The following is a 21,737-nucleotide window of genomic DNA, read 5'->3' on the forward strand; positions in this document are numbered from 1 at the left end:
ATGGGTAGGTTCGGCGGTTCGGTCATCCTTCCACGGGACCTGCACGAAACGCGATGTCCGGATCCCGCCGGTGAGCGGGCCGGACGAGCGCGACGCTGGTCGCATGACGACGTACATCGCACGACCCATCACCCCCGTGATCCTGAAGGAGCTGCGTTCTGCTGACGACGCGGGGCGCGAGTTGGTTCCCGTGACCGACGAGGAGGGCGGGGCGCCGCTGCGCTGCTGTCTGCGGCGCAGTGAGCCGGGGGAGCGGATCGCCCTCGTCTCGTACGCCCCGCTGCGTCGCTGGGCGGCTCGGACGGGCGCGGATCCCGGCGCGTACGACGAGCAGGGTCCGGTCTTCATCCACGCCGAGGAGTGCTCGGGCCCCGATCCGGACGGCTATCCCTTCGCGGGCGCCCACCGCACGGTCCGGCGCTACTCCGCCGAGGGTCGCATCCTGGGCGGAGCGCTGGTCGACGCCCCCGACGACGAGGCCTTCCGGCAGGCCTTCGATGACCCGGCCGTGGTGCTCGTCCATGTGCGGGCCGTGGAGTACGGGTGCTTCCTCTATGAGGTACGCAAGGGGTAGCCACCCATGGGTAGTACTAATGGTAGCAAGGATGGTAGCCTTCTGTTACGTTGAGGGTGTGAAGATCAGTGTGAGCTTGCCGCAGGAGGATGTCGCGTTCGTGGACGGCTACGCCGCCCGCACGGAAGCCGAGTCCCGGTCGGCTGTGATACACGACGCCATCGAGCTGCTGCGGCGCGCCCATCTGGAGCAGGAGTACGCGGAGGCGTTCGCCGAGTGGGACGGCAGTGAGGACGCCGAGTTCTGGGACCAGTTCTCGGCGGACGGACTCACTGATGAAGCGCGGTGACATCTACCTGGTCGACTACGAGCCAGTGCGCGGCAGTGAGGCCAACAAGGCGCGTCCGGCGGTGATCGTCTCGAACGACGGTGCCAACACGGCGGTGGAGCGAACCGGGCGAGGCGTGGTGACGCTGGTTCCCCTGACGACGAACACCTCCCGCGTCCATCCGTTCCAAGTGCTGCTTCCCGCAGGGGAGTGCGGTCTGCTCAAGGACTCCAAGGTGCGGTGCGAGCAAGTTCGCGCCCTGGCCCTGGAGCGGCTGCTGCGGCCGATCGGTTCGGTACCTCATCAGCGCATGGCCCAGATCGATGCGGCGCTTCGGCTGCATTTGGCCCTCTGAACACCAAGAAGGGGCGCCCACCGTCCACCGGTGGGCGCCCCTTCGGGCGTGTTACTTGCCCAGCTCCGCCGCCACCAGCTCCGCGATCTGTACCGCGTTCAGGGCCGCGCCCTTGCGGAGGTTGTCGTTGGAGATGAAGAGGGCGAGGCCGTGGTCGACGGTCTCGTCGGTGCGGATGCGGCCGACGTACGACGGGTCCTGGCCGGCGGCCTGGAGGGGGGTCGGGATGTCGGTGAGCTCGACGCCCGGGGCGCCGGCCAGCAGCTCGGTCGCGCGCTCGGCGCTGATCGGGCGCGCGAAGCGGGCGTTGACCTGGAGGGAGTGGCCGGAGAAGACGGGGACGCGCACGCAGGTGCCGGAGACCTTGAGCTCCGGGATCTCCAGGATCTTCCGGGACTCGTTGCGCAGCTTCTGCTCCTCGTCGGTCTCGTCTCGACCGTCGTCGACGATCGAACCGGCGAGGGGGAGCACGTTGAAGGCGATCGGGCGCTTGTAGACGCCGGGCTCCGGGAAGTCGACCGCGCCGCCGTCGTGCGTCAGCTGGTCCGCGTCGGCGACGACCTTCTGCGCCTGGCCGTGCAGCTCCGCCACGCCCGCCAGACCCGAGCCGGACACAGCCTGGTAGGTGGCGACGACCAGGGCTTCCAGACCGGCCTCCGCGTGCAGCGGCTTCAGGACCGGCATCGCGGCCATCGTCGTGCAGTTCGGGTTGGCGATGATGCCCTTGGGCCGGTCGGCGATCGCGTGCGGGTTCACCTCGGACACCACCAGCGGTACGTCCGGGTCCTTGCGCCAGGCCGAGGAGTTGTCGATCACGACCGGGCCCTGCGCGGCGACCTTCTCGGCCAGCGCCTTGGAGGTCGCGCCGCCCGCAGAGAACAGCACGATGTCCAGGCCCGTGTAGTCGGCGGTCGCCGCGTCCTCCACCGTCACGCCGTCCAGGGTCGTCCCCGCCGAGCGGGCCGAGGCGAACAGCCGCAGCTCGGTGACCGGGAAGGCGCGCTCCTTGAGGATCCTGCGCATGACCGTGCCGACCTGACCGGTGGCTCCGACGATTCCGACCCTCACGGCGACTCCTTCTACGTGTACGTGCATGTCTGCGGCTTTTCCATCATGCGGCCGACCCCGGTCCACCTGTCCAATTCTTTGCTCTCCATGCCCGAGGAGTGGAACGCCGGACCGTGTGACGTACGCCTCTGTATGAATTTCCCGGGGGCCGGCCGAACGTTTCCGCCGGCTGCTGCGTCGTAGAGGAAACGCGGTGAGGGGGGTGGCTTGTGCTGCGCAGAAAGGCCCGCCGTGTCCAAGAGGACGATGATCCTCTGGACGCGGCTCAGGAACGCCGGGTGCGGGCGGTGCTCGCGCTGGGCGGTGTGCCGCAGACGGACCTGCCGGACGGGGTGCAGCAGGTCCGCCTGCGGCTGCTGGAGCGGGCGGCGAAGGGGTACGAGGCCCCGCGCGACGTCTCCGCATGGGCGGCCGTCGTCGCCTCCAACCTGGCCATGGACTGGCACCGCGCCAAGCGCCGGCAGGAGCGCATCGGCGAGCGGCTCGCCTCCCTGCGCCAGCTGGAGCACCCCTCGGGCGAGGACACCAGCGTGCTCTCCCTCGCCGTGGCCCAGGGACTCGACGAGCTCCCCGACTCCCAGCGCCAGGTCCTCGTCCTGCGCTTCTACGCCGACCTGCCGGTCCGCTCGATCGCCGACGAGCTCGGCATCCCGGAAGGCACGGTCAAGAGCAGGTTGCACACGGCGGTACGGGCTCTGCGCGCCCGCCTGCACGAGGACGAGGTGGTGTGACGTGACCGCCGAACACAACGGCGCCGACGCGCTGATGGCCGCGCTCACCGACGAGCCGCTCACGGACGAGGCCCGCGCGGACGCCGCCTTCATGGCCGAACACCGCTCTGCTGCCGCCGATGTGGCGCTGCTGCGCGAGCAGTTGGGGATCATCGGGGACGCGCTGGCCGCCGAGCCGGTGAAGGTGAGGAAGAGGGCCGAGAAGCCCGTCGCGGTACGACCGTCCTGGCGCCATGGGTTCAAGATCGCGCTGAGCGGGCTCGCCGTGGCGTGTGCCGTCGCGATGTTCGCGGGGATGGGGTGGCTCATCGCCCAGTCGGGGGGCATGGGGGCCGCCGACGGGGGCTCGTCGGACTCCGCCGGTGAAGCGGCCACCGCGTCCAAGGACGGCACCGCCCAGTACCTCGCCTGCGCCCGCATCGTCGTCGAGGGCACGGTCGTCGCCGTCGATCCGCTCCCCGGCAGCGAGCAGGACCGCGTCACCCTGGACGTCACCCGCTACTACAAGCCCGCCGAGGGCAAGAAGGAGATCACCTTCCTCACGGGCGACCCCGGCGACTCCCGTATCCGCAAGGACGCCCACCTCCTGATCGGCATCCCGGACAAGGGGGCCGTCCCCGACAAGGTGATCGCCGGCGAACAGAACATCGCCCGCGAACGCGCCCGGCTCAGTGGGGCGGAGTCCGAGGCCGCCGACCTGGACTGCGCATGAGAAGGGGCGGGCGCCCGTCACGGACGCCCGCCCCGACTGCCGTAGTGACTACGGGATGACCTTCTCGATCTTCACGCTGCCGAGGCCCGCGACCGTGCCGCGGGCGTTCACCAGCTGGACCCGGCCGAAGAACTCGCGTCCCTCGGGGGCGGCCGCCTTGGCGGTGACGGAACCGGACACCGTCGCCGACGCGCCCGTGCCCAGCTTCACCGGCGTCGACTCGTCGACGGTGACGGTGCCGAGCGTGGACGCGAAGAACACGTCCAGGTAGTCGTAGGCCGTGGAGCCGGACGGGACGGAGTAGCCGGCGACCACGACGGTGTACGTACCGGCGGCGGGCTTGGCGATGGAGACCGCCTCCTCCGAGTCGCCGTCCGCGGACGAGGCGACTTCCTCGCCGGCCGCGTTCAGCACCGCCAGGTCGAGGTCGGCGGCCGTGTCGGAGACGTTGCCGATGGCCACGTCCAGCGACTCGGCGCCCTCGGGCACCACGACCGTGCTGGTCTGGGTCCCGGCGTCGGCGATGGTCGGCCGGTCCGTCCTGGACGAGCCGAGCGGGCCGCCGACCAGCTTGCCGTCCAGGGCGGCGAAGTTGTTCGTGACCTTCCAGGACGCCTCGGCCGGGGTGCCGACCTTGGCCTCGGGCACGGTCACGACCTCGGGGTCGAAGGACGCGCCGAGGACCTCGGCGTCCAGCGTGTACGGGTTGTCGAGCAGCGGCGACGTACGGCGCGACTCGACCTCGATCTCCCAGACACCGGCCTGCGGGTCGGCGTACGAGCGCACGTCGGGCTTGCAGCCGTTGCCGTCGAGGTAGTTGTTGTAGCAGAACGGCGTGGAGGTGTTGTCGATCGGAACGCCGTACGGGTGGATGGCGATGAACCGGGTCTGGCTCTTGTCCTTCAGCCCGCCGATCGCGACCTGAAGCGACTTCGCGCCCTCGGGCACGGTCACGAAGTAGGACATGGTGCTGTTGCGCTGCACCGAACCCGACGCGGAGTAGGTGTACTTCAGCGGCGCCGAGACCACGACCGTGCTCAGGGCCTGCTTGTCGATGCCCTCGGTGCGCGGGTCGTCGATCTCGAGGATCGCGCTCTTGAGACCGGCGGACTTCGGCGCGGCCTGGACCTTGACGGTCACCGGCTCGTTCAGCGGCAGCTTGACGACGTCGGAGCCGACGATCTTGAAGGTGCCGCCCGCGTTGTTCTCGAAGTACAGCTCGTGCTTCAGCGGGCGGTCCGCGCCGGACGTACGGGTGATGGTGACGTCGTACGTCTTCTTCTGGCCCGCCTTCAGGCCGCCCTCACGGTCGTACAGACCGGTGCCGAAGCCGGGCGTCTTCAGGGCGAAGTCGATCGCGGTGTCGACCGGTGCCTTGACCGTGTAGTCGTGGGCGGTGGCGCCGTCCTTGATGGAGTCCCAGGCGTCCACGATGTTGATCAGGCCCGCGCCCTCCTCGTACGCCTGGACCCCACTGATGTGGTCGGCGGTCGAGGTGAGGGCGGTGCGCAGCTTCGCCGGGGTGAGCGCGATGCCCTTCTGCTCGGCGGCGGACAGGAGCAGCGCGGATGCGCCGGCCGCCTGCGGGGACGCCATCGAGGTGCCCTGGAGCATGCCGTAGCCGGCCGGCAGCGAGTAGCCCGCCTCGGCGACCGGGGCGCCCGGCAGCCAGGTCTGGATGGTGTTGATCGCGGCGCCGGGCGCGGAGAGCGTCGGCGTGAACCCGCCGTCCTCACGCGGACCGCGCGAGGAGAACGGCATCATCGCGTACGACTTCTGCACCGCCGAGCCGTAGTTCGCGGCCCACGTCTTCTTGGAGATGGTCGCGCCGACCGAGATGACCTTGTCGGCCAGACCGGGGTCGCCGATGGTGTTCGCGCCGGGGCCGGAGTTGCCCGCGGAGATCACCAGCTGCACGCCGTACTCGTCGATGAGCCGGGTGTACAGCTCGGCGCGCGCGTTGTTGCCGTCGTTGAGCGAGGGCAGACCGCCGATGGACATGTTGACGATGTCGACACCGCGCTTGGTGACGAGGTCGATCATGCCCTCGGTGAGCGCGACGTTGGTGCAGCCGCCGGTCCAGGTGCAGGCACGGGACGAGACGATCTTCGCGCCGGGGGCCTGGCCGTTCATCTCGCCGCCGAACAGGCCGTTGGCGGCGGTGATGCCGGCGACGTGCGTGCCGTGCTCGGACTCGATGACGCCGATGTTGACGAAGTCGGCCTTCGCGCCGGCCGCGTTGTAGACGACGTCCTTGCGGATCTCGATGACGAAGGGCTGGCGCTCGGCGACGTCGGTCGACGGGTCGTCGGTGCCGAAGTAACCGATCTGGAAGCCGTCCTTGTACGGCTTCATCGGCGCGTCGTCACCGAAGTCGTTGTTGTTGTTCAGGTCGACCCGGACCGTGCCGGCCGCGGCGTCGTAGAGGACGCCCCAGGAGTCGGTCTTGTCGCCGTCGCGGTTGGCGTCGCCCGCCGCGTCGCCGCCGGTGGTGTACGACTCCAGGAAGGTGCTGATCTGGTACGAGCCCGCGGGCGCCGTCCAGGTCTTGCCGCCGAAGGTGAACGTCGGCCCGGACACCGAGGTGAGCATCGGGCGCCAGGTGCGGTCGGCGTCCACGACCGGGTCGGTCGCCGTCACCCAGTCGACGATCTTGCGCTCGCCGGTGGTGGTCTTCTGGAGCGCCGGGTGGCCCAGGTCCACGCCCGAGTCCAGGATGCCGATGGTGATGCCGCGGCCGTCCGCCTTCGGGTGTTCGTCCACGAAGTCGACGGCGCCCGTCTCGAAGGACGGGTTGTACGGGTTCTCGGCGGGCGTCTTCTTGCCGGGGGCCGGGTAAGTGCCCGTGGCCGTCGCGCTCTTGGCGGTGTCCGCGCTCGGCGTCGGATCGTCGAGGGGTATCTCCTCGCGCAGGTCGATGCCGTGCACGGAGGAGAGCTTCGTGGCGGCGGCGATGGCCGAGTCCGCCTTGCCGGTGGGGACGGTGGCGCGGACGTAGCCGAGCTTGTCGTAGGTACGGCCGACCAGGCCGCCCTTGACCGCGTCGAGCTGCTCGGCGACCTGCTCGGTCTTGCCGGGCGCCGTGGCCACCATCATCGTGACCGTCTTGGCACCGTCGGCCTTGGCGTCGGCGAGCAGATCGGCGTCGTCCGAACCGAGCTTGTCGTGGGCGGACTTGACGGCGGGGTCGGCCGCGGGCGCGGACTGGTCGGCGGACATGGCCATGGGTATCGGCCCGGCCGCGGAGAGCGCGGCGACGAGACCCGCCGCCACGGCTATTCGGGCCACACGTCTTGCACCCGATATCGGATCGCGCTGGGGGGTGAGGGTCATCGGCATCCCTTGTAGGTAAAGGAACGATCGTGGCGCGACCGGGCCGGTCAACCCCGGTCACGGTGGTCCGGAATGCGAACCCGGACGATCGCACAGCTTTACGCAAGGGACAGTTGTTTGGGGAGTGTTGACCGAAACGAAATGAATGTGTGGGGAAAACCCGCGATGATTTTTGCGGGGATAACTCACAAACACGGACAAGACTCCTGTCACTTCACGCTTCGCCGGTCAATCCGGACTCCGCCCGTTAACGTCCGTATGTGCGCAAGAAGTCGAGGGTGGCGGCCTACGCCATATGCGTCCGCGACGGACAACTCCTGCTCGCCCGCGGCGACGGCGCGGACGGCACCCCGGAGTGGACGCTGCCCGGCGGTGGCATGTGGCACGGCGAGGATCCCTACGACACCGTCCTGCGCGAGGTCGACGAGGAGACCGGCTACCGGATCGAGGTCGCGGGGCTCCTCGGGGTGCATTCCCGGCACGTCACCATCCCCCGCCGCTTCCGCCGCGACGTCGACCACCACGCCGTTCGGGTCCTCTACGAGGGCCGCATCGTCGGCGGCGAACTCCGCCACGAAGTCGGCGGCACCACGGACCTGGCCGCCTGGCACGACCTGGACGCCGTACCGGCGCTGAACCGTGTGGGTCTCGTCGACATCGGCCTGCGGCTGTGGCGGGAGCGGCCGGTGTCGGGGCATGTCGTGAAGGGGCGGGACTAGGTTCTGTACCCCGGAAGATGAACACGGAGTGACCGACTCCCGGACGTTCGCCGAGCGGTCGAATACGCGCAGGGTGATCCAAGATCCACGTACGGTGATCGGCGTTGCGCGTTGTGGTCCTGTTTACGCGCAGGTCACCCCTACTGCCAACGATCCAGTAAGAACGGGCTGTTCGCGTCGGCGACGGCCCGTGACCACTGTCGACGCGTTCGCAATCGGGGAGATACGCGCATGTCGCGGATACGCTCTGTCGCCGGCTCCACGCTGGGGGTCCACCGTCGTACGCTGCTCGCCGCCACCGGGGCGGTGTCCCTGTCCGTCGGTGTCGGCTACGCCCTGCGGCCCACCGACAGCGAGGCCGCCACCGCCACCGACGCGCGCGCCGCCGCCGAGGCCCCGGTCGCCCCCGCCCGCACCGCCGCCGCAGCACCCCTCGTGCCCTACACACGCGGCACCACGCTCGCCGCCGTCGCCGCCCCCCGCACCTCCTCCGGCTACCGACGGCTGGGGGACGGCCCCGGCTGGCAGCGCGTCGTCCGCAGCGAGCTGGCCGCGCCCAAGTCGGGGCGCGCGGGCCGCCGTACCGCGCTCGCCGCGTTCGTGCAGCTCACCGATCTGCATCTGATCGACAGCCAGCACCCGCTGCGCCTGGAGTTCCTGCGCTCGGCGGACGTGCACGCCTGGCGGCCGCACGAGGCGCTGACCGTGCCGGGCGCGATCTCCCTGGTCGAGCGGGTCAACGCGCTGCGGGGAGCCCCCGTCACCGGCTCCCCGCTCCACTTCGCCATGACCACCGGCGACAACACGGACAACAACGCCAAGTCCGAGCTGGAGTGGTTCCTGAAGATCATGAGCGGCGGCCGGGTCACGCCCAACACCGGGGACCCGCGGCACTACGAGGGCGTCCAGAACAGCGGCCTCAAGCAGTACTGGCAGCCGGAATCCACCACCCGCGACGCCGACAAGCAGCTCGGCTTCCCGCACCTCGAAGGCTTCCTGGCCGCCGCGATCCGCGAGATGAACAGCCCGGGACTGACCATCCCCTGGTACTCCACGGTCGGCAACCACGACGCGATGCCGCTGGGCACGTACGGCCACGGCGACTCCTACCTCGCCGAGTTCGCCGCCGGCGGAAGGAAGCTGATGAGCCTGTCGGCGTCCGAGGCGAGGAAGCTCCAGGACACCCTCAAGGGCGACTCGGACCCCAAGGGGACCTACTTCCGCGACCTGCTCAAGGCACACGCCCGCGACCTGCGCTCGGTCACCCCGGACGAGCAGCGCGCCCCGTTCACCGCCGCCGAGTACATCAAGGCCCACCTGGACCCGGCGTACAAGGGCGCGGGCCCGGTCGGACACGGCTACTCCGCGGCGAACGTCGAGGCGGGCACCCAGTACTACAGCTTCCGCATCTCCGACGACGTGATCGGCATCAGCCTCGACACCACCGACGCGGGCGGCCACTACAACGGCTCCATCGGGGCCGCCCAGCTGAACTGGCTGGACCGGACGCTGAAGCAGGCACGCACCAACTCCTCGTACGCGATCGTCTTCAGTCACCACACCAGCGGGACCATGACGAACCTGCGCCCCGACCCGGCCCGCCCGAACGACCGCCGGCACGGCGGCGAGGACGTCCTCGGCGTGCTCGGCCGCCACCCGAACGCCCTCGCCTGGGTCAACGGCCACATCCACAAGAACGTCGTCACCCCGCACACCGGGTCCGGCGGCCACTCCTTCTGGGAGATCTCCACCGCCTCGCACGTGGACTTCCCCCAACTCGCCCGCATCATCGAGGTGGTGGACAACAAGGACGGCACACTGTCGCTGTTCACCACCCTCATCGAGTCCGCGGCCCCGCACCGCACGGACTTCACCGACCTCTCCCAGACCGGCCTGGCCGCCCTCTACCGCGAGCTGTCCTTCAACGCCCCGGGCAGCAGCACAAGCCTCGGAGGCGGGGCCGGCGACCGGAACACGGAGCTGGTGCTGAAGAAGGGCTGAAAGTCACTCAACCCCCCTTCCGCGCGGCAACCCTGCTCCAGGACCCCGGGTCCTTCCCCGCGACCGTGCTCAAGGGAGTGCAGGAAGTGGGGGATGGGACATGACCGTACGGACGACCCTGGCCGCGGCGACGGCAGTCGCGCTGTCGGCGGTGGCATTCGCGGGACCCGCCGTGGCCGCCACCGGCAGCGGCGGCGGCCACGGCGCCACCCGCAAGGCGATCGAGGCGGCCGTCGAGGCCGGCGTGCCCGGTGTGACGGCGACCGTGAAGGACGGCCGCGGCACCTGGTCCGCGACGGCCGGTGTCGGCGACGTCGAGACGGACCAGCCGCGTTCGGCACAGGACCGCTACCGCGTCGGCAGCATCACCAAGACCTTCGTGGCCACCGTGCTGCTCCAGCTGGAGGCCGAGGGCAGGCTGTCCCTGGACGACACGGTGGACAAGTGGCTGCCGGGTGTCGTCGAGGGCAACGGCCACGACGGTGGGCAGATCACCGTCCGGCAACTCCTCAACCACACCAGCGGCATCTACAACTACACCGGCGACGACGACTTCGTCCGTACGTACTTCATGGCGGAGGGGTTCTTCGAGCACCGCTACGACACCGTGACGCCCCGGCACCTGGTGGCGATCGCGATGAAGCACAAGCCGGACTTCGCGCCCGGCACCTCCTGGAGCTACTCGAACACGAACTACGTGCTGGCGAGCATGGTGATCGAGAAGGCCACGGGACACCGGTACGGCGACGAGGTGCGCCGCCGCATCATCGAACCCCTGCACCTCACCGGCACGTCCGTCCCCGGCACCCGGGCCACGCTCCCGCAACCCAGCGGTCGCGCCTACTCCAAGCTGGCGGAGGAGGTGACGGGACCGACGTACGACGTCACGGAGCTCAACCCCTCCTTGGCCTCGGCAGCGGGCGAGATGATCTCCGACTCGGCGGACCTGAACCGCTTCTACCGGGCCCTGTTGCAGGGCAGGCTGCTGCCGGCCGAGCAACTGAAGGAGATGAAGACCACGGTCGCGAACCCCCACACGAACGAAACCCGTTACGGGCTCGGCCTCATGGACGTCGAGCTCAGCTGCGGTATCCACGTCTGGGGCCACGAGGGCGGCATCCACGGCTCCTCGTCGGTGGCCCTCACCACCGCCGACGGCCGCCACTCCCTCGCGTTCAACTTCAACGGGGACTGGACGGGGGACGGTGTCGCGGTGATCGAGGGGGAGTTCTGCGGCAATTGACCGGGGGACCGCCGGGTGCCGGCATGTGAGGAGGGGCCGTCGGCAGCGCGCCGCGGCCCCTCCTCTCCCCTCCTGATGCCGGTCCCGGTCCGTCACTACCGGGGCAGCACCACGACATACGCGGCCGGATCGCGGTCGGCGGCCGCCATCAGGGCCGTACGGACCACCGCCGCCTGCTGTTCCGTCGAGTCACGGAGCTTCTTCGGCGTGATGTGGACGACGGTGATGCCGAGGCGCTCCAGGTGCTCGCGCTTGCGGGCGTACTCGGACCAGAGGGCGTCTTCGTCCTGGCGGGGGGCCCGGGTGTCCAGTTCCACGGCGACGGCCTGGTCGGGCCAGTAGGCGTCCAGGCCGCCGAGGTGAGGGCCTCCGGGTAGCCGCAGGTCGACATTCCACACCGGGTCGGGCAGACCGTGTTCGCGGACCATGCGGTACAGGCGGTCCTCCGCGATGGCGCGGCCCTCGGCGAGCAGGGAGTCGACGGCGTCCACGACGTGCGGCCGGCTGAGCAGCTTGGCGTTGTTCAACTCCCGGACGACGGAGGCCGGTTCGCAGTGGCCGCCGCGGACGGCCTCGGTGAGCAGACGGCGTACGGCGCCCGCGTCGGCCAGGCCCGAGACCGCGTCGGCGAGGGCCCGCGGCACGGGGGCGACGGGCACGCCGGTGACCCCTTGCGGGGTGGGCAGGGCCGCCGTACGGACGATCCGTGCCGGACCCGTGGAGCGCAGCCGCCGCAGCCGTGGGACCAGGACGTCGATCTTCTCCAGGGACAGCAGCGGGGGAGCGGAGGCGAAACCGTGCAGGGCCAGCGCGGCCAGGCCGGTGATCATGGCCTCCGCGTAGACCGGTCGGTGCGGGTCTTCCGCGCCGGGTTGTGCGGGCACTCCCGGGGACGACTCGCGCGCCGCGTACATCAGTACCGCGTGCAGTCGCTCCTCGCTGGTCGGCGGGCCCGGGTGGAGCAGGACGACGCCCGGCAGGATCTGCTGCCACGGGCCGCCGGCCCGGCACTGGTCGTTGGTGTCGGCCGCGGACACACCGTGCGAGCGCAGCTGGGCCGCGGTCATCACGCGGCGGTGCACCTCGGAGAGGTGGCGAAGGGGGCGGGGGGAGAGCGGGGGGAGCGGGGTGTTGTGGTTCATGACCCGGAGGCTTCCGCGTCCGATCCGTCCCCTAACCGCTGTTACACGTCCGTCGACAAAACCGGACAACCCAGCACTAAAGGACGGGTGTTCGGATGCCGAGTAGGCATGGAAAACCCCTGGTCCGTTCGGGTTGGACCAGGGGTTACGGCTGCTATTGCCTGAATTCCGTAACGGTCACGGAGGGCCGTGATCGTTGGCCAAAGGTCCTGTGGTGCCTACGGTGCCTGCGGTGCGGTGGCCGCCGCATCACACGCCTGCCCCCGCAGCGCCCGCGCCAGATCGTCCCGCGCCTCCAGCACCAGCCGCCGCAGCGCCGGCGCCGCCGTCCCGTGCGCCGCCAGCCACGCGTCCGTCGCCTCCAGCGTCCCCTCGGAGTCCTGCAACCCCGGGAACAGCCCCCGCACGACATCCATCCCGATCTGAATCGACCGCTGCGTCCACACCCGCTCGATGGCGGCGAAGTACTTCTCGGCGTACGGCGCGATCAGCTCCCGCTGCGACGACTGCACAAAGCCGGCGATCGTCGCCTCGACCAGGGCGTTGGACAGTGCGTCCGACTCGACGACCTGCGCCCAGGCCTGCGCCTTGACCGCGGCCGAGGGGCGGGCGGCGAGACAGCGGATCTGGTGGCGCTTGCCGGACGCGGTGTCGTCGCGGGCCAGTTCGGCGGCGAGCACCGACTCACCGGCGACCCCGTGGGCGGCCAGCGGTCCCAGGAACGCCCAGCGCAGCTCCTGGTCCACCTCCAGCCCCTCGATCGTCTCCGCCCCCTCCAGCAGGCCCTTCAGCAGCTTCAGGTCACCCTCGCCCGCCGCCACCGTCGCGAAGAACCGCGCCCACGCCAGCTGGTGCTCGCTGCCCGGCTCGGCACCCCGCAGCTCGCGCAGCGCGCCCTCGGCCAGCAGCCGTTCGCCGGCCGGCCGCCACTCGGGCGCGACGTAGTGGACCAGCGCCGAGTGCGCCCAGGCGTGCAGCATCTGAAGCACGCCGATGTCCGACTCGCGCCCCGCGAACCGCAGCACGAGGCCGACGAAGTCCCGCGCCGGCAGCAGCGCGTCCCGGGTGAGATTCCACAGCGCCGACCAGCACATGGCCCGCGCCAGCGGATCGGTCATCGCGCCGAGGCCGTCCTTCAGCGTGGCCAGCGAGGTGTCGTCGAACCGGATCTTGCAGTACGTCAGATCGTCGTCGTTGACCAGCACCAGGTCCGGGGCCTCGGCGCCGGCCAGCTCCGACACGACCGTACGCGGGCCGTCCACGTCCGCCTCGGCCCGCGCGTACCGCTCGACGGCACCCTCCGGTGTACGCCGGTACAGGCCCACCGCCACCCGGTGCGGCCGCAATTCCGGGTGCGACTCGGCAGCGTCCTGCACCACCGCCAGCTCGTCGATCCGGCCCTCCGGGCTCAACAGCACCTGCGGGGTCAGCGAGTTCACGCCCGCGGTCTGGAGCCAGGACCGCGCCCACGCGGCCATGTCCCGCCCGCTGGTCTCCTCCAGCACCGACAGCAGGTCACCGAGGCGCGTGTTGCCGTAGGCGTTCCGCTTGAAGTAGCGCCGTGCGCCTTCGAGGAACGCGTCCTGGCCGACGTACGCCACGAGTTGCTTCAGTACGGAGGCGCCCTTGGCGTACGTGATGCCGTCGAAGTTGAGCTTGGCGTCCTGGAGGTCGCGGATGTCTGCCGTGATGGGGTGGGTGGACGGCAGCTGGTCGGCGCGGTACGCCCACGCCTTGCGGCGGTTGGCGAAGGTGATCCAGCCGTCCTGGAAGCGGGTGGCGCCGACCAGCGCGAACGCGCCCATGAAGTCGGCGAAGGACTCCTTGAGCCACAGGTCGTCCCACCACTCCATGGTGACCAGGTCGCCGAACCACATGTGCGCCATCTCGTGCAGGACGACGTTCGCCCGGCCCTCGTACGACGCCCGCGTCACCTTGCCCCGGAAGATGAACTCCTCCCGGAAGGTGACCAGTCCGGGGTTCTCCATCGCTCCCAGGTTGTACTCGGGCACGAACGCCTGGTCGTACTTCCCGAAGGGGTACGGGTAGTCGAAGTGGTCGTGGAAGAAGTCCAGGCCCTGCTTGGTCACCAGGAACACGTCGTCGGCGTCGAAGTGGGGGGCGAGTCCCTTGCGGCACAGGGCGCCGAGGGGGATCTCCAGTTTCGTGCCGTCCTCGAAGGTACGCGCGTACGAATCCGTCACGTAGTGGTACGGGCCCGCCACCACACAGGTGATGTACGTCGAGATCGGCTTCGTCTCCGCGAACCGCCACACCCCGTCGTGCAGTTCACCGACGCCGTTGCTCCACACCGTCCAGGCCTCCGGTGCCCGCACCTCGAAGCGGAACGGCGCCTTGAGGTCCGGCTGCTCGAAGTTGGCGAAGACGCGGCGGGAGTCGGCCGGCTCGTACTGCGTGTAGAGGTACACCTCGCCGTCCTCGGGATCGACGAAGCGGTGCAGGCCCTCGCCGGTGCGGGAGTAGGCGCACTGGGCGTCGACGACGAGTTCGTTGTCGGCGGCGAGGTCCTCCAGGGTGATCCGCGTACCGTCGAAGACCTCGCTCGGGTCCAGGTCCCTGCCGTTGAGGGAGACGGCCGTCACACTCGGCGCGATCAGGTCCGCGAAGCTGGTGGCACCGGGTTCGGCGCAGCGGAAGCGGATCGTGGTGACCGAACGGAAGGTGCGCGGCGACCCGCTTTCGGAGTCCCCGTCGCCGATGGCGGTCCGTACGTCGAGGGACACGTCGTACCCGTCGACGGACAGCAGGGCGGCCCGCTCCCGGGCCTCGTCGCGGGACAGATTCTCACCGGGCACGGGTGGCACTCCCTCGGGGTGTGTTCAGTATGCGGACAGCACTGATCCTGCCATGCGGCCCTGACGCGCGGCACCGGGGAATGGCACGGCGAGCAGCGGCGTTCCCTCAGACGTTGTGCGGACATACGCCTGCCTCATGAGGAGAGACATGTCGGACAAGACTCCCGTCGACTTCTGGTTCGACCCGCTGTGCCCCTGGGCCTGGATGACCTCCCGCTGGGTGCGTGAGGTGGAGAAGGTCCGGGACATCGAGGTGCGCTGGCATGTGATGAGCCTGGCCGTTCTCAATGAGCCCCGGCTCGACGAGCTCCCCGAGGAGTACCGGGAAATGCTCTCGACCAAGGCGTGGGGTCCCGTCCGGGTCGTGATCGCGGCGCAGGAGGAGCACGGCGCCGAGGTGCTCGGCGACTTCTACACCGCGCTCGGCACCCGCATCCACAACCAGGGCGAGGGCCCCGAGAAGGAGACGGTCGCCGCCGCCCTGAAGGACGTCGGTCTGCCCGAGTCCCTGATGGACCACTGGGACGACACCCCGTACGAGCCCCAGCTGCGCGCCTCCCACAAGGAGGGCATCGACAAGGTGGGCCAGGACGTCGGCACGCCCGTCATCGCCGTCCCCGGCGCCGACGGCAACCAGATCGCCTTCTTCGGCCCCGTCGTCACCCCCGCCCCCAAGGGCGAGGAGGCCGCCCGCCTCTGGGACGGCACCCTCGCCGTGGCCTCGGTCCCCGGCTTCTACGAGATCAAGCGCACGCGTACGAAGGGTCCGGACTTCAGCAACCTGTAGCGAGCACCGGGGCCGCCGGGATCACCCGGATCACTCGGGCTTCTCGGGGAAGTTGCCGCCGTCGTCCCACTTGAGTTTCCGCTGGAACCGTCTGCATCCCTCGCGGGTGCAGCGGACGTAGGCCTCCGGCGGAAACTCCTTCTTCTGCTGTCTGACGACGGCCTTCTCCGCGTCGTTGAGCTCGCGGAACTCCTGGAGGGGGCCACCGCAGTTCGGGCACCGTCTGAACATCAGGTGTTCCTCTCCGCCGAGCCCACGTTGGCGCGGGCCTGTGCCAGCCGGGTCAGATGGTCCCGGTACCCCGCCGCGTAGTACGCGGCCCGCCCCGCGTCCGGCTCGACGACCTCCGTCGGTTCGGTCCACGCGCCCGCGTCCAGCGCGACCCCGTACCGCTCGGCCGCCGCCAGCACCGCGCCCCGCGCGCCCACCTCGCCCTCGACCACCCGCAGCGGCCGGCCCAGCACATCGGCGAGCAGCCGCATCCAGGCGTGGCTGCGCGTACCGCCGCCGCACACCGCCAGGGAGCCGGTCAGACCCGCCGCCTCCAGACAGTGCCGGGCGGCGTAGCCGATGCCCTCACAGGTCGCGCGGACCAGGTCGCCGCGGGTCGACTCCAGACTGACGCCGGTGAGTTCGGCGCGCAGGCCGGGCTCGACGAAGGGAGCACGCTCCCCGGAGGGGGCGAAGTACGGCAGGACACGGACGCCGTGTGCGCCCGGCGGTGTGTCCGTCAGCAGGGCGTCCACCTCCTCATGGGCGACGCCCGTCGTCGACAGCACCCAGTCCAGGGCGGCCGTGCCGACCATGGCCGGCATCGCGCGCAGCCAGTGCCCTGGCCGGTCGGTGGAGATGTACATCCCGGCCGGTTCACCGGTCAGGTCCAGGTCGGTCGTCGCGACCAGGGCGGCCAGACAGGTACCGACGATCAGCAGGCCGTCGCCGGGGGAGGTGACGCCGGCACCGAGCGCGCTCGCCGGGAGGTCGTACGGGCCGTTCGCGAGCCGGGTTCCGGACGGCAGCCCCTCGCCGTGCGCCTCGGCCGTCGCCGGCGGGTCGCTGATCGGGGCGAGCAGTCCCCGCCGGTGGGTGAGACCCAGCAGCTCCACGACCCGGTTGTCGTACGACCGTGACCGCGGGTCGAGGAACGGCATCGACGCGTCCGACACGTCCGTCGTCGCCCGCGCCGCCCCCGTCAGCCGCTGGAAGACCATGTCCTTGCAGTACACGGCGGCCTTCGCGGCGTCCAGGGACTTCGGCTCGTGCGCGTCCAGCCAGGCGAGCAGCGGGCCCGGGCAGCCGGGGAACATGGCGTTGCCGGTGCGCCGGAACACCGTCTCGAAGGTGCCGTCCGCCAGCCACCGGTCGAGCAGTTCGTGCGCCCGCCCGTCCATCCAGGACGCCGCAGGCCGCACCGGACGGCCCTCGCCGTCCACCAGCCACACCCCGTCGCCCTGTCCGGTGAGCCCGGCCAGCTCGACGTCGTCAGGCAGCCGTGCGGTCAGTGCGTCGAGGACGGCGACCACCGCCCCGTACACCTCCTCCATGTCCTGCTCGACGAACCCGCCGTGCAGCGACAGGCGCACCGGCCGTGCCTCGACGGCGAGTTCACGGCCGGTCCGGTCGAAGGCCGCGGCCTTGACCATGGATGTGCCCACATCGATCCCGAGGAACATACAGACCTACCTCCAGTCCTCACGCCAAGCCGTGCGCCGGCGGCTCCCCGCGCACCCACCGTCCGACCTCTCCGGCCGCGATCGCCGCCGCCTTCTCGGCCGTCGCCCGGCTCGCCCCGCCCAGGTGCGGGGTCAGTACGACACGTTCGGCGAGGCCCAGCAGCCGTGATCCGGGTGGCAGCGGTTCCCGCTCGTAGGTGTCGAGTGCCGCCGCCGACAGCCGCCCGTTCTCCAGCGCGTCGCAGAGCGCGTCCTCGTCGAGGAGCGGGCCGCGGGCCGCGTTCACGACGACCGCGCCGGGCGGCAGCAGGGCCAGCTCGCGGGCGCCGATCAGAGCGCGGGTCTCGGGGGTGAGACGGGCGTGCAGGGTGATCACCCGTGAGGCGGCGAGCAGTTCGTCGAGGGAGGAGACCCGCAGACCGTGGATCTCGCCGTGCACATACGGGTCGTACACCATCACCCGCGCCCCGAAGGCGCAGAGCACGCGGGCCACCCTGCTGCCGACCGCTCCGTAGCCGACGAGCCCGACGGGCAGGTCCGCCAGCTCCAGACCGCTGTGCTCGTACGTGTAGTAGGCCGCCCCCTGCCAACTCCCCTGCCGGGCCAGGAGGTCATGAGCCTGGGGGATGCGCCGCAGGGCCGCCAGCATCAGACCGACGGTGAACTCGGCGGTGGCGGCGGAGTTGCGTCCGGGCGCGAAGCACACCCGCACGTCATGGGATGCGGCCGCGTCCAGGTTGACGTTGACCGGGCCGCCGCGGCAGACGACGACCAGGCGGAGGGAGGGGGAGGCTTCCAGGACGCGTTCGGTGACCGGGGCCATCTGGGTGATCAGCACCTCACGGTCGTCCGACAGCGCCTCGATCAGCTCGTCCTCGGCGTCGCTCGCCTCCGTCACCTCGGCGACCGGGCCGAAGGGTTCGAGCGGCCAGCCGAGGGTCAACTGCCGTACTTCGCAGGGGTGTTCGCGCAGTTCTTCCACCACGGCCGACTCGATCAGCGACGGCAGCACGAAGTGATCCCCGGCGGCCACGACTCGGAGCGTCCCTGTCATCCGGTACCTCCGTGGATACTCCGCCCCTCAGCCATGGCTGCCGCCCTTCGTCGCGCAGATCTCGTAACGGACCTTGTGCTCGGCCAGATCCCGCAGTGCCTCGGCCGGCGCCCCGTCGTCGACGAGGAGCAGGTCGAAGCGGGAGAGCGGGACGACCCGGTGCAGGGCGACCCGGGCGAGCTTGGTGTGGTCGATCAGCAGGATGTTGCGTGCCGCCGAGTCGAGCATCGCCCGCTTCACGGACACGATGTGCTGTTCCTGGTGGTAGGCGTAGCCCCCGTGCACGGCCGACGTCGAGGCGAAGCAGACGTCGACGCGCAGCGACTGCACTGCCTCGACGCAGGACACGCCGAGAAAGGAGGAGTGCAGCGGATCGTAGTCGCCGCCGAGGGCCATGAGGTGGATGCCGCGCTGGTCGGCGAGGAGGTTGATCGCCTCCAGGAAGTTGGTGACGACCGTCAGCGGGGTGATCTCGGCGAGCCGGAGTCGTCGGGCTATCTCCAGGGCGGAGGTGGAGTCGTCGAGCATGATCGCCATACCGGGCTCTATCGACTTCATCGCCTGCTCGGCGACGGCGGCCTTCTCCGCCCGCATGCTCTTCAGCCGGTACTGCACATTCGACTCGAACACCCCGGACGGCTGCGCGGTCACCCCGCCCCTGAACTTCCGTACGATTCCCTGCCGTTCGAGTTCGTCGAGGTCCCGGTGGATCGTCATCAGGCTGACCCCGAAGCGTTCGGCCAGCTCGGCGGCGCTCGCCGAACCGTCGGCCAGGACCTGCTCCGCCATGGCGGCCTGGCGGGCCGCGGGTCCCTGTTGTGCGTTGGTCATCGCCCGATCCTTCGTCCTGGACGCTCCGGCCGGCCGGCCTCGAACAGCAGCAGGTTCTCAGGCCGGACCCTCACACGTACCGGATCGTCGGGACGCGGTCCGGCGGGGGCTGGGTTAACACATCGAGTCGAATCGTTAACAGAGGGTGTAACGGCGGAAGATGGCCGTCAATCCCTCGCGCAGGGGGAAATCTCGGTGCAGAGTGAGAAGTTCACGGCCAGGTGTGGGAGGTCCGATGGAGTCATGGCTCGGGATCGACCTGGGAACGCAGGGCGTCCGTGCGCTGCTCGTCGCCGGGGACGGCACGGTCCTCGGCAGCGGTACGGTCCCGCTGGCCGGGCGGCGTGACGGCGTACGGCACGAGCAGGATCCGGGTCAGTGGTGGGACGCGGTGTGCGTGGCGTCCCGGCAGGCGGTCTCCGCCGGCGTACGGATCTGCGGGCTCGCGGTGTGCGGTACGTCCGGGACGGTCCTGCTCACCGACACCTCCGGCGAACCCGTCAGCCCCGCCCTGATGTACGACGACGGACGGGCGGGCGAGCAGGGCGCGAGCGCACGGGCGGCGGGGCTGAGGGTGCAGGACACCTGGGCGCTGCCGAAGGCACGGTGGCTGGTCGAGGCGTACGGACCGGGGCGGCTCACCCATCAGCCGGACGTGATCACCGCGCGGTTCGTGGGCCGGGCCGTGCCGACGGACTCCAGTCACGCACTGAAGACGGCGTACGACGTGGAGCGCGACGCCTGGCCCGACATCCTCGGTCTGCCGGAGGGGGCGCTGCCCGACGTCGTACGGCCCGGCACCCGGCTCGGCGAGGTGTGCGTGGCCGCCGCCGAGGCCACCGGCATCCCCGCCGGCACCCCGGTGATCGCCGGGATGACCGACGGCTGCGCGGCCCAGATCGCCTCCGGCGCGCTGCGCGAGGGCTCCTGGAACTCGGTGCTCGGTACGACGCTGGTGCTGAAGGGCGCCACCTCGCGCCCCGTCCGCGACCCCACCGGTGTGGTCTACAACCACCGTGCGCCGGACGGGGGCTGGCTGCCGGGCGGGGCGTCCAGCGTGGGCGCGGGTGTGCTCACCGCCGCCTTCTCGGGTGCCGACCCGGCCGCCATGGACGCCACCGCGGCGGCCTTCGAACCGTCCGGCGCGGTGGCCTACCCGCTGGTGTCGCCGGGTGAACGCTTCCCGTTCCTGGCACCGGACGCCACCGCCGTCGTCCTCGGCGAACCCAGCTGCGACGCCGACCTGTGGGCCGCGCTGCTCCAGGGCGTCGCCTTCGCCGAGCGCCTGTGCCTGGACTACCTGCACTATCTGGGCGCCCCGCTCGACGGCCCGCTCACCTTCACCGGGGGCGCGGCCCGCAGCCCGTACTGGAACCAGCTCCGCGCCGACATCCTGGGCCGCCCGGCCCGCGTACCCGAGCAGACGGAACCGGCCCTGGGGATGGCGGCGCTGGCGGCCTACGGCACCGGAGCGGCCGAGTCGCCGGCCGACGCGGCCGAGCGCATGGTCCGGGTCCGCACGGAGCTGGAACCGTCCCGCACAGTCCGCTTCGCCGGGCCGTACGCCCGTCTCGTCGACGAACTCGAAGCACGCGGCTGGCTGCCGTCGCCGGTCGCCGCGCACGCCCGCGCCCGGCTGAACCTGGATACTGCGGGTTCATGAGCACGACCCTCCTCCTGACCCGCCACGCCGAGACCGTCTGGCATGCCGAGAACCGCTACGCCGGCATCAGTGACATCGCCCTCACCGACACGGGCCGCGCCCAGGCGGACGCCCTCGGCCGCTGGGCGGTGACCCTCGCGGTCGACGCGATCTGGACGTCCCCGCTCTCCCGCGCCATCGCCACCGCCGAGCCCGCATGCCGTGCCCTGGACCTCACCCCGCACCGCGAACCGGCCCTGATCGAATGCGACTTCGGAGCACTGGAGGGCCGTACGCTCGCCGAGTTCGCGGCCGAGGACCCCAAGCGCGCGGAGGCCTTCCGTACCGACCCGGTGGCGAACCCGTTCCCCCGGGCCGAGGACCCCGCGGCCGCCGCGGCCCGCGGCACGTGGGCCCTGCGCCGCATCGCCGGAGCCCACCCCGGCGAACGGGTCCTCGTGGTCGCCCACAACACGCTGCTGCGCCTGGCGCTGTGCGAGCTGCTGTCGATCCCCCTGGGCGAATACCGCCGTGTCTTCCCCAGGCTCCGCAACACGGCGATCACCGAACTCCGTATGGCGGGCAACGGCTCCGCCGCCCTGCTCTCGCTCAATGTGCCGTGCCGGAATCCCTGACCGGCACGGGAAGGCCCCCGCGAGTCACGTCCTCGCGGGGGCTTCCTTCTGTCCGCCTGCCGGGTGAGCGGTGAGAAGACGATCACGAGGCAGGACGCTCTTATTGCGAGTAGCTTGCAACTACAGGCTAGCAACAAAAAGAGCGAGGCGCCG

19 protein-coding genes are annotated in these 21,737 nt (G+C 70.7%); 11 read left to right on the forward strand and 8 right to left on the reverse strand.

Annotated features, from left to right (window positions below; genetic code table 11):
• The first annotated feature begins 103 nt into the window (after window positions 1-103).
• Genes ACIHFB_RS07055 through ACIHFB_RS07065 form a run of 3 tightly spaced genes read left to right on the forward strand, consistent with a single transcriptional unit; the run spans window position 104 to window position 1,197 of the window.
• On the forward strand, window positions 104-574 hold the full coding sequence (locus ACIHFB_RS07055) for a DUF1203 domain-containing protein (RefSeq protein WP_365279332.1): 471 nt from the start codon (window positions 104-106) through the stop codon (window positions 572-574).
• A gap of 58 nt (window positions 575-632) precedes the next feature.
• Entirely contained in the window at window positions 633-863 is a 231-nt protein-coding gene (locus ACIHFB_RS07060) for a ribbon-helix-helix domain-containing protein (RefSeq protein ID WP_365279329.1), read from the forward strand.
• Entirely contained in the window at window positions 850-1,197 is a 348-nt protein-coding gene (locus tag ACIHFB_RS07065; RefSeq protein ID WP_365279326.1) for a type II toxin-antitoxin system PemK/MazF family toxin, read from the forward strand. Before ACIHFB_RS07060 ends, ACIHFB_RS07065 begins: the two co-directional genes overlap by 14 nt.
• A gap of 51 nt (window positions 1,198-1,248) precedes the next feature.
• Here the strand turns inward: ACIHFB_RS07065 and ACIHFB_RS07070 are convergent, their stop codons facing one another.
• A complete protein-coding gene (locus ACIHFB_RS07070; RefSeq protein ID WP_365279323.1) occupies window positions 1,249-2,265 on the reverse strand; it encodes an aspartate-semialdehyde dehydrogenase in 1,017 nt (338 codons plus the stop codon).
• A 209-nt stretch (window positions 2,266-2,474) separates the two neighbouring features.
• Here ACIHFB_RS07070 and ACIHFB_RS07075 point away from each other — a divergent pair, with 209 nt between their 5' ends.
• Window positions 2,475-2,996, forward strand: a complete 522-nt coding sequence (locus ACIHFB_RS07075) for a sigma-70 family RNA polymerase sigma factor (protein ID WP_365279320.1) — start codon at window positions 2,475-2,477, stop codon at window positions 2,994-2,996.
• 1 nt (window position 2,997) lies between these two features.
• Window positions 2,998-3,708, forward strand: coding sequence for a hypothetical protein (locus ACIHFB_RS07080; RefSeq protein WP_365279317.1), 711 nt, complete (start codon window positions 2,998-3,000; stop codon window positions 3,706-3,708).
• A gap of 48 nt (window positions 3,709-3,756) precedes the next feature.
• Here the strand turns inward: ACIHFB_RS07080 and ACIHFB_RS07085 are convergent, their stop codons facing one another.
• Window positions 3,757-7,041: a S8 family serine peptidase gene (locus ACIHFB_RS07085; protein ID WP_400125736.1), complete on the reverse strand. Its 3,285-nt coding sequence runs from the start codon at window positions 7,039-7,041 to the stop codon at window positions 3,757-3,759.
• 260 nt (window positions 7,042-7,301) lie between these two features.
• On the opposite strand from ACIHFB_RS07085, the gene ACIHFB_RS07090 reads away from it, so the two are divergent.
• The 3 genes from ACIHFB_RS07090 (at window position 7,302) to ACIHFB_RS07100 (ending at window position 11,004) form a co-directional block, all read left to right on the forward strand.
• Window positions 7,302-7,760 (forward strand): NUDIX hydrolase, encoded by a 459-nt coding sequence (locus ACIHFB_RS07090; RefSeq protein ID WP_365279312.1) that lies wholly within the window; start codon window positions 7,302-7,304, stop codon window positions 7,758-7,760.
• Window positions 7,761-7,991: 231 nt separating this feature from the next.
• Window positions 7,992-9,761 (forward strand): TIGR03767 family metallophosphoesterase, encoded by a 1,770-nt coding sequence (locus ACIHFB_RS07095; RefSeq protein ID WP_400125738.1) that lies wholly within the window; start codon window positions 7,992-7,994, stop codon window positions 9,759-9,761.
• A 100-nt stretch (window positions 9,762-9,861) separates the two neighbouring features.
• Window positions 9,862-11,004: a serine hydrolase domain-containing protein gene (locus ACIHFB_RS07100; protein ID WP_365279306.1), complete on the forward strand. Its 1,143-nt coding sequence runs from the start codon at window positions 9,862-9,864 to the stop codon at window positions 11,002-11,004.
• 95 nt (window positions 11,005-11,099) lie between these two features.
• Here the strand turns inward: ACIHFB_RS07100 and ACIHFB_RS07105 are convergent, their stop codons facing one another.
• Window positions 11,100-12,146 (reverse strand): hypothetical protein, encoded by a 1,047-nt coding sequence (locus ACIHFB_RS07105; protein WP_365279303.1) that lies wholly within the window; start codon window positions 12,144-12,146, stop codon window positions 11,100-11,102.
• A gap of 218 nt (window positions 12,147-12,364) precedes the next feature.
• The gene (pepN, locus tag ACIHFB_RS07110) at window positions 12,365-14,962 is read right to left on the reverse strand and encodes an aminopeptidase N (RefSeq protein ID WP_365279300.1); all 2,598 of its coding nucleotides are present in this window, start codon (window positions 14,960-14,962) and stop codon (window positions 12,365-12,367) included.
• 148 nt (window positions 14,963-15,110) lie between these two features.
• Here pepN and ACIHFB_RS07115 point away from each other — a divergent pair, with 148 nt between their 5' ends.
• On the forward strand, window positions 15,111-15,749 hold the full coding sequence (locus tag ACIHFB_RS07115; RefSeq protein WP_365279297.1) for a DsbA family protein: 639 nt from the start codon (window positions 15,111-15,113) through the stop codon (window positions 15,747-15,749).
• 30 nt (window positions 15,750-15,779) lie between these two features.
• Here the strand turns inward: ACIHFB_RS07115 and ACIHFB_RS07120 are convergent, their stop codons facing one another.
• Genes ACIHFB_RS07120 through ACIHFB_RS07135 form a run of 4 tightly spaced genes read right to left on the reverse strand, consistent with a single transcriptional unit; the run spans window position 15,780 to window position 19,307 of the window.
• On the reverse strand, window positions 15,780-15,980 hold the full coding sequence (locus ACIHFB_RS07120) for a hypothetical protein (RefSeq protein ID WP_365279294.1): 201 nt from the start codon (window positions 15,978-15,980) through the stop codon (window positions 15,780-15,782).
• Complete coding sequence (locus ACIHFB_RS07125) at window positions 15,980-17,422, reverse strand: FGGY family carbohydrate kinase (RefSeq protein WP_400125741.1); 1,443 nt, start codon at window positions 17,420-17,422, stop codon at window positions 15,980-15,982. The genes ACIHFB_RS07120 and ACIHFB_RS07125 overlap by 1 nt, the downstream gene beginning before the upstream one ends.
• A gap of 19 nt (window positions 17,423-17,441) precedes the next feature.
• On the reverse strand, window positions 17,442-18,476 hold the full coding sequence (locus ACIHFB_RS07130; protein WP_400125743.1) for a 2-hydroxyacid dehydrogenase: 1,035 nt from the start codon (window positions 18,474-18,476) through the stop codon (window positions 17,442-17,444).
• Between the two features lie 27 nt (window positions 18,477-18,503).
• Window positions 18,504-19,307, reverse strand: a complete 804-nt coding sequence (locus tag ACIHFB_RS07135; RefSeq protein ID WP_400125745.1) for a DeoR/GlpR family DNA-binding transcription regulator — start codon at window positions 19,305-19,307, stop codon at window positions 18,504-18,506.
• A 235-nt stretch (window positions 19,308-19,542) separates the two neighbouring features.
• Between ACIHFB_RS07135 and ACIHFB_RS07140 the strand changes: the two genes are divergently transcribed.
• Entirely contained in the window at window positions 19,543-20,970 is a 1,428-nt protein-coding gene (locus ACIHFB_RS07140; protein WP_400125748.1) for an FGGY-family carbohydrate kinase, read from the forward strand.
• On the forward strand, window positions 20,967-21,584 hold the full coding sequence (locus tag ACIHFB_RS07145; RefSeq protein ID WP_400125750.1) for a histidine phosphatase family protein: 618 nt from the start codon (window positions 20,967-20,969) through the stop codon (window positions 21,582-21,584). Before ACIHFB_RS07140 ends, ACIHFB_RS07145 begins: the two co-directional genes overlap by 4 nt.
• Window positions 21,585-21,737: the final 153 nt, after the last annotated feature.

It is taken from the genome of Streptomyces sp. NPDC051963 (genome assembly GCF_044593495.1).
GTDB lineage: Bacteria > Actinomycetota > Actinomycetes > Streptomycetales > Streptomycetaceae > Streptomyces.

Coding starts and splice junctions, on each gene's coding strand:
- ACIHFB_RS07100 (WP_365279306.1), top strand. CDS start 9,862: ATGACCGTACGGACGACCCTGGCCGCGGCGACGGCAGTCGCGCTGTCG.
- ACIHFB_RS07135 (WP_400125745.1), bottom strand. CDS start 19,307: ATGACCAACGCACAACAGGGACCCGCGGCCCGCCAGGCCGCCATGGCG.
- ACIHFB_RS07120 (WP_365279294.1), bottom strand. CDS start 15,980: ATGTTCAGACGGTGCCCGAACTGCGGTGGCCCCCTCCAGGAGTTCCGC.
- ACIHFB_RS07140 (WP_400125748.1), top strand. CDS start 19,543: ATGGAGTCATGGCTCGGGATCGACCTGGGAACGCAGGGCGTCCGTGCG.
- ACIHFB_RS07085 (WP_400125736.1), bottom strand. CDS start 7,041: ATGACCCTCACCCCCCAGCGCGATCCGATATCGGGTGCAAGACGTGTG.
- ACIHFB_RS07125 (WP_400125741.1), bottom strand. CDS start 17,422: ATGTTCCTCGGGATCGATGTGGGCACATCCATGGTCAAGGCCGCGGCC.
- ACIHFB_RS07055 (WP_365279332.1), top strand. CDS start 104: ATGACGACGTACATCGCACGACCCATCACCCCCGTGATCCTGAAGGAG.
- ACIHFB_RS07115 (WP_365279297.1), top strand. CDS start 15,111: ATGTCGGACAAGACTCCCGTCGACTTCTGGTTCGACCCGCTGTGCCCC.
- ACIHFB_RS07130 (WP_400125743.1), bottom strand. CDS start 18,476: ATGACAGGGACGCTCCGAGTCGTGGCCGCCGGGGATCACTTCGTGCTG.
- ACIHFB_RS07145 (WP_400125750.1), top strand. CDS start 20,967: ATGAGCACGACCCTCCTCCTGACCCGCCACGCCGAGACCGTCTGGCAT.
- ACIHFB_RS07065 (WP_365279326.1), top strand. CDS start 850: ATGAAGCGCGGTGACATCTACCTGGTCGACTACGAGCCAGTGCGCGGC.
- ACIHFB_RS07105 (WP_365279303.1), bottom strand. CDS start 12,146: ATGAACCACAACACCCCGCTCCCCCCGCTCTCCCCCCGCCCCCTTCGC.
- ACIHFB_RS07095 (WP_400125738.1), top strand. CDS start 7,992: ATGTCGCGGATACGCTCTGTCGCCGGCTCCACGCTGGGGGTCCACCGT.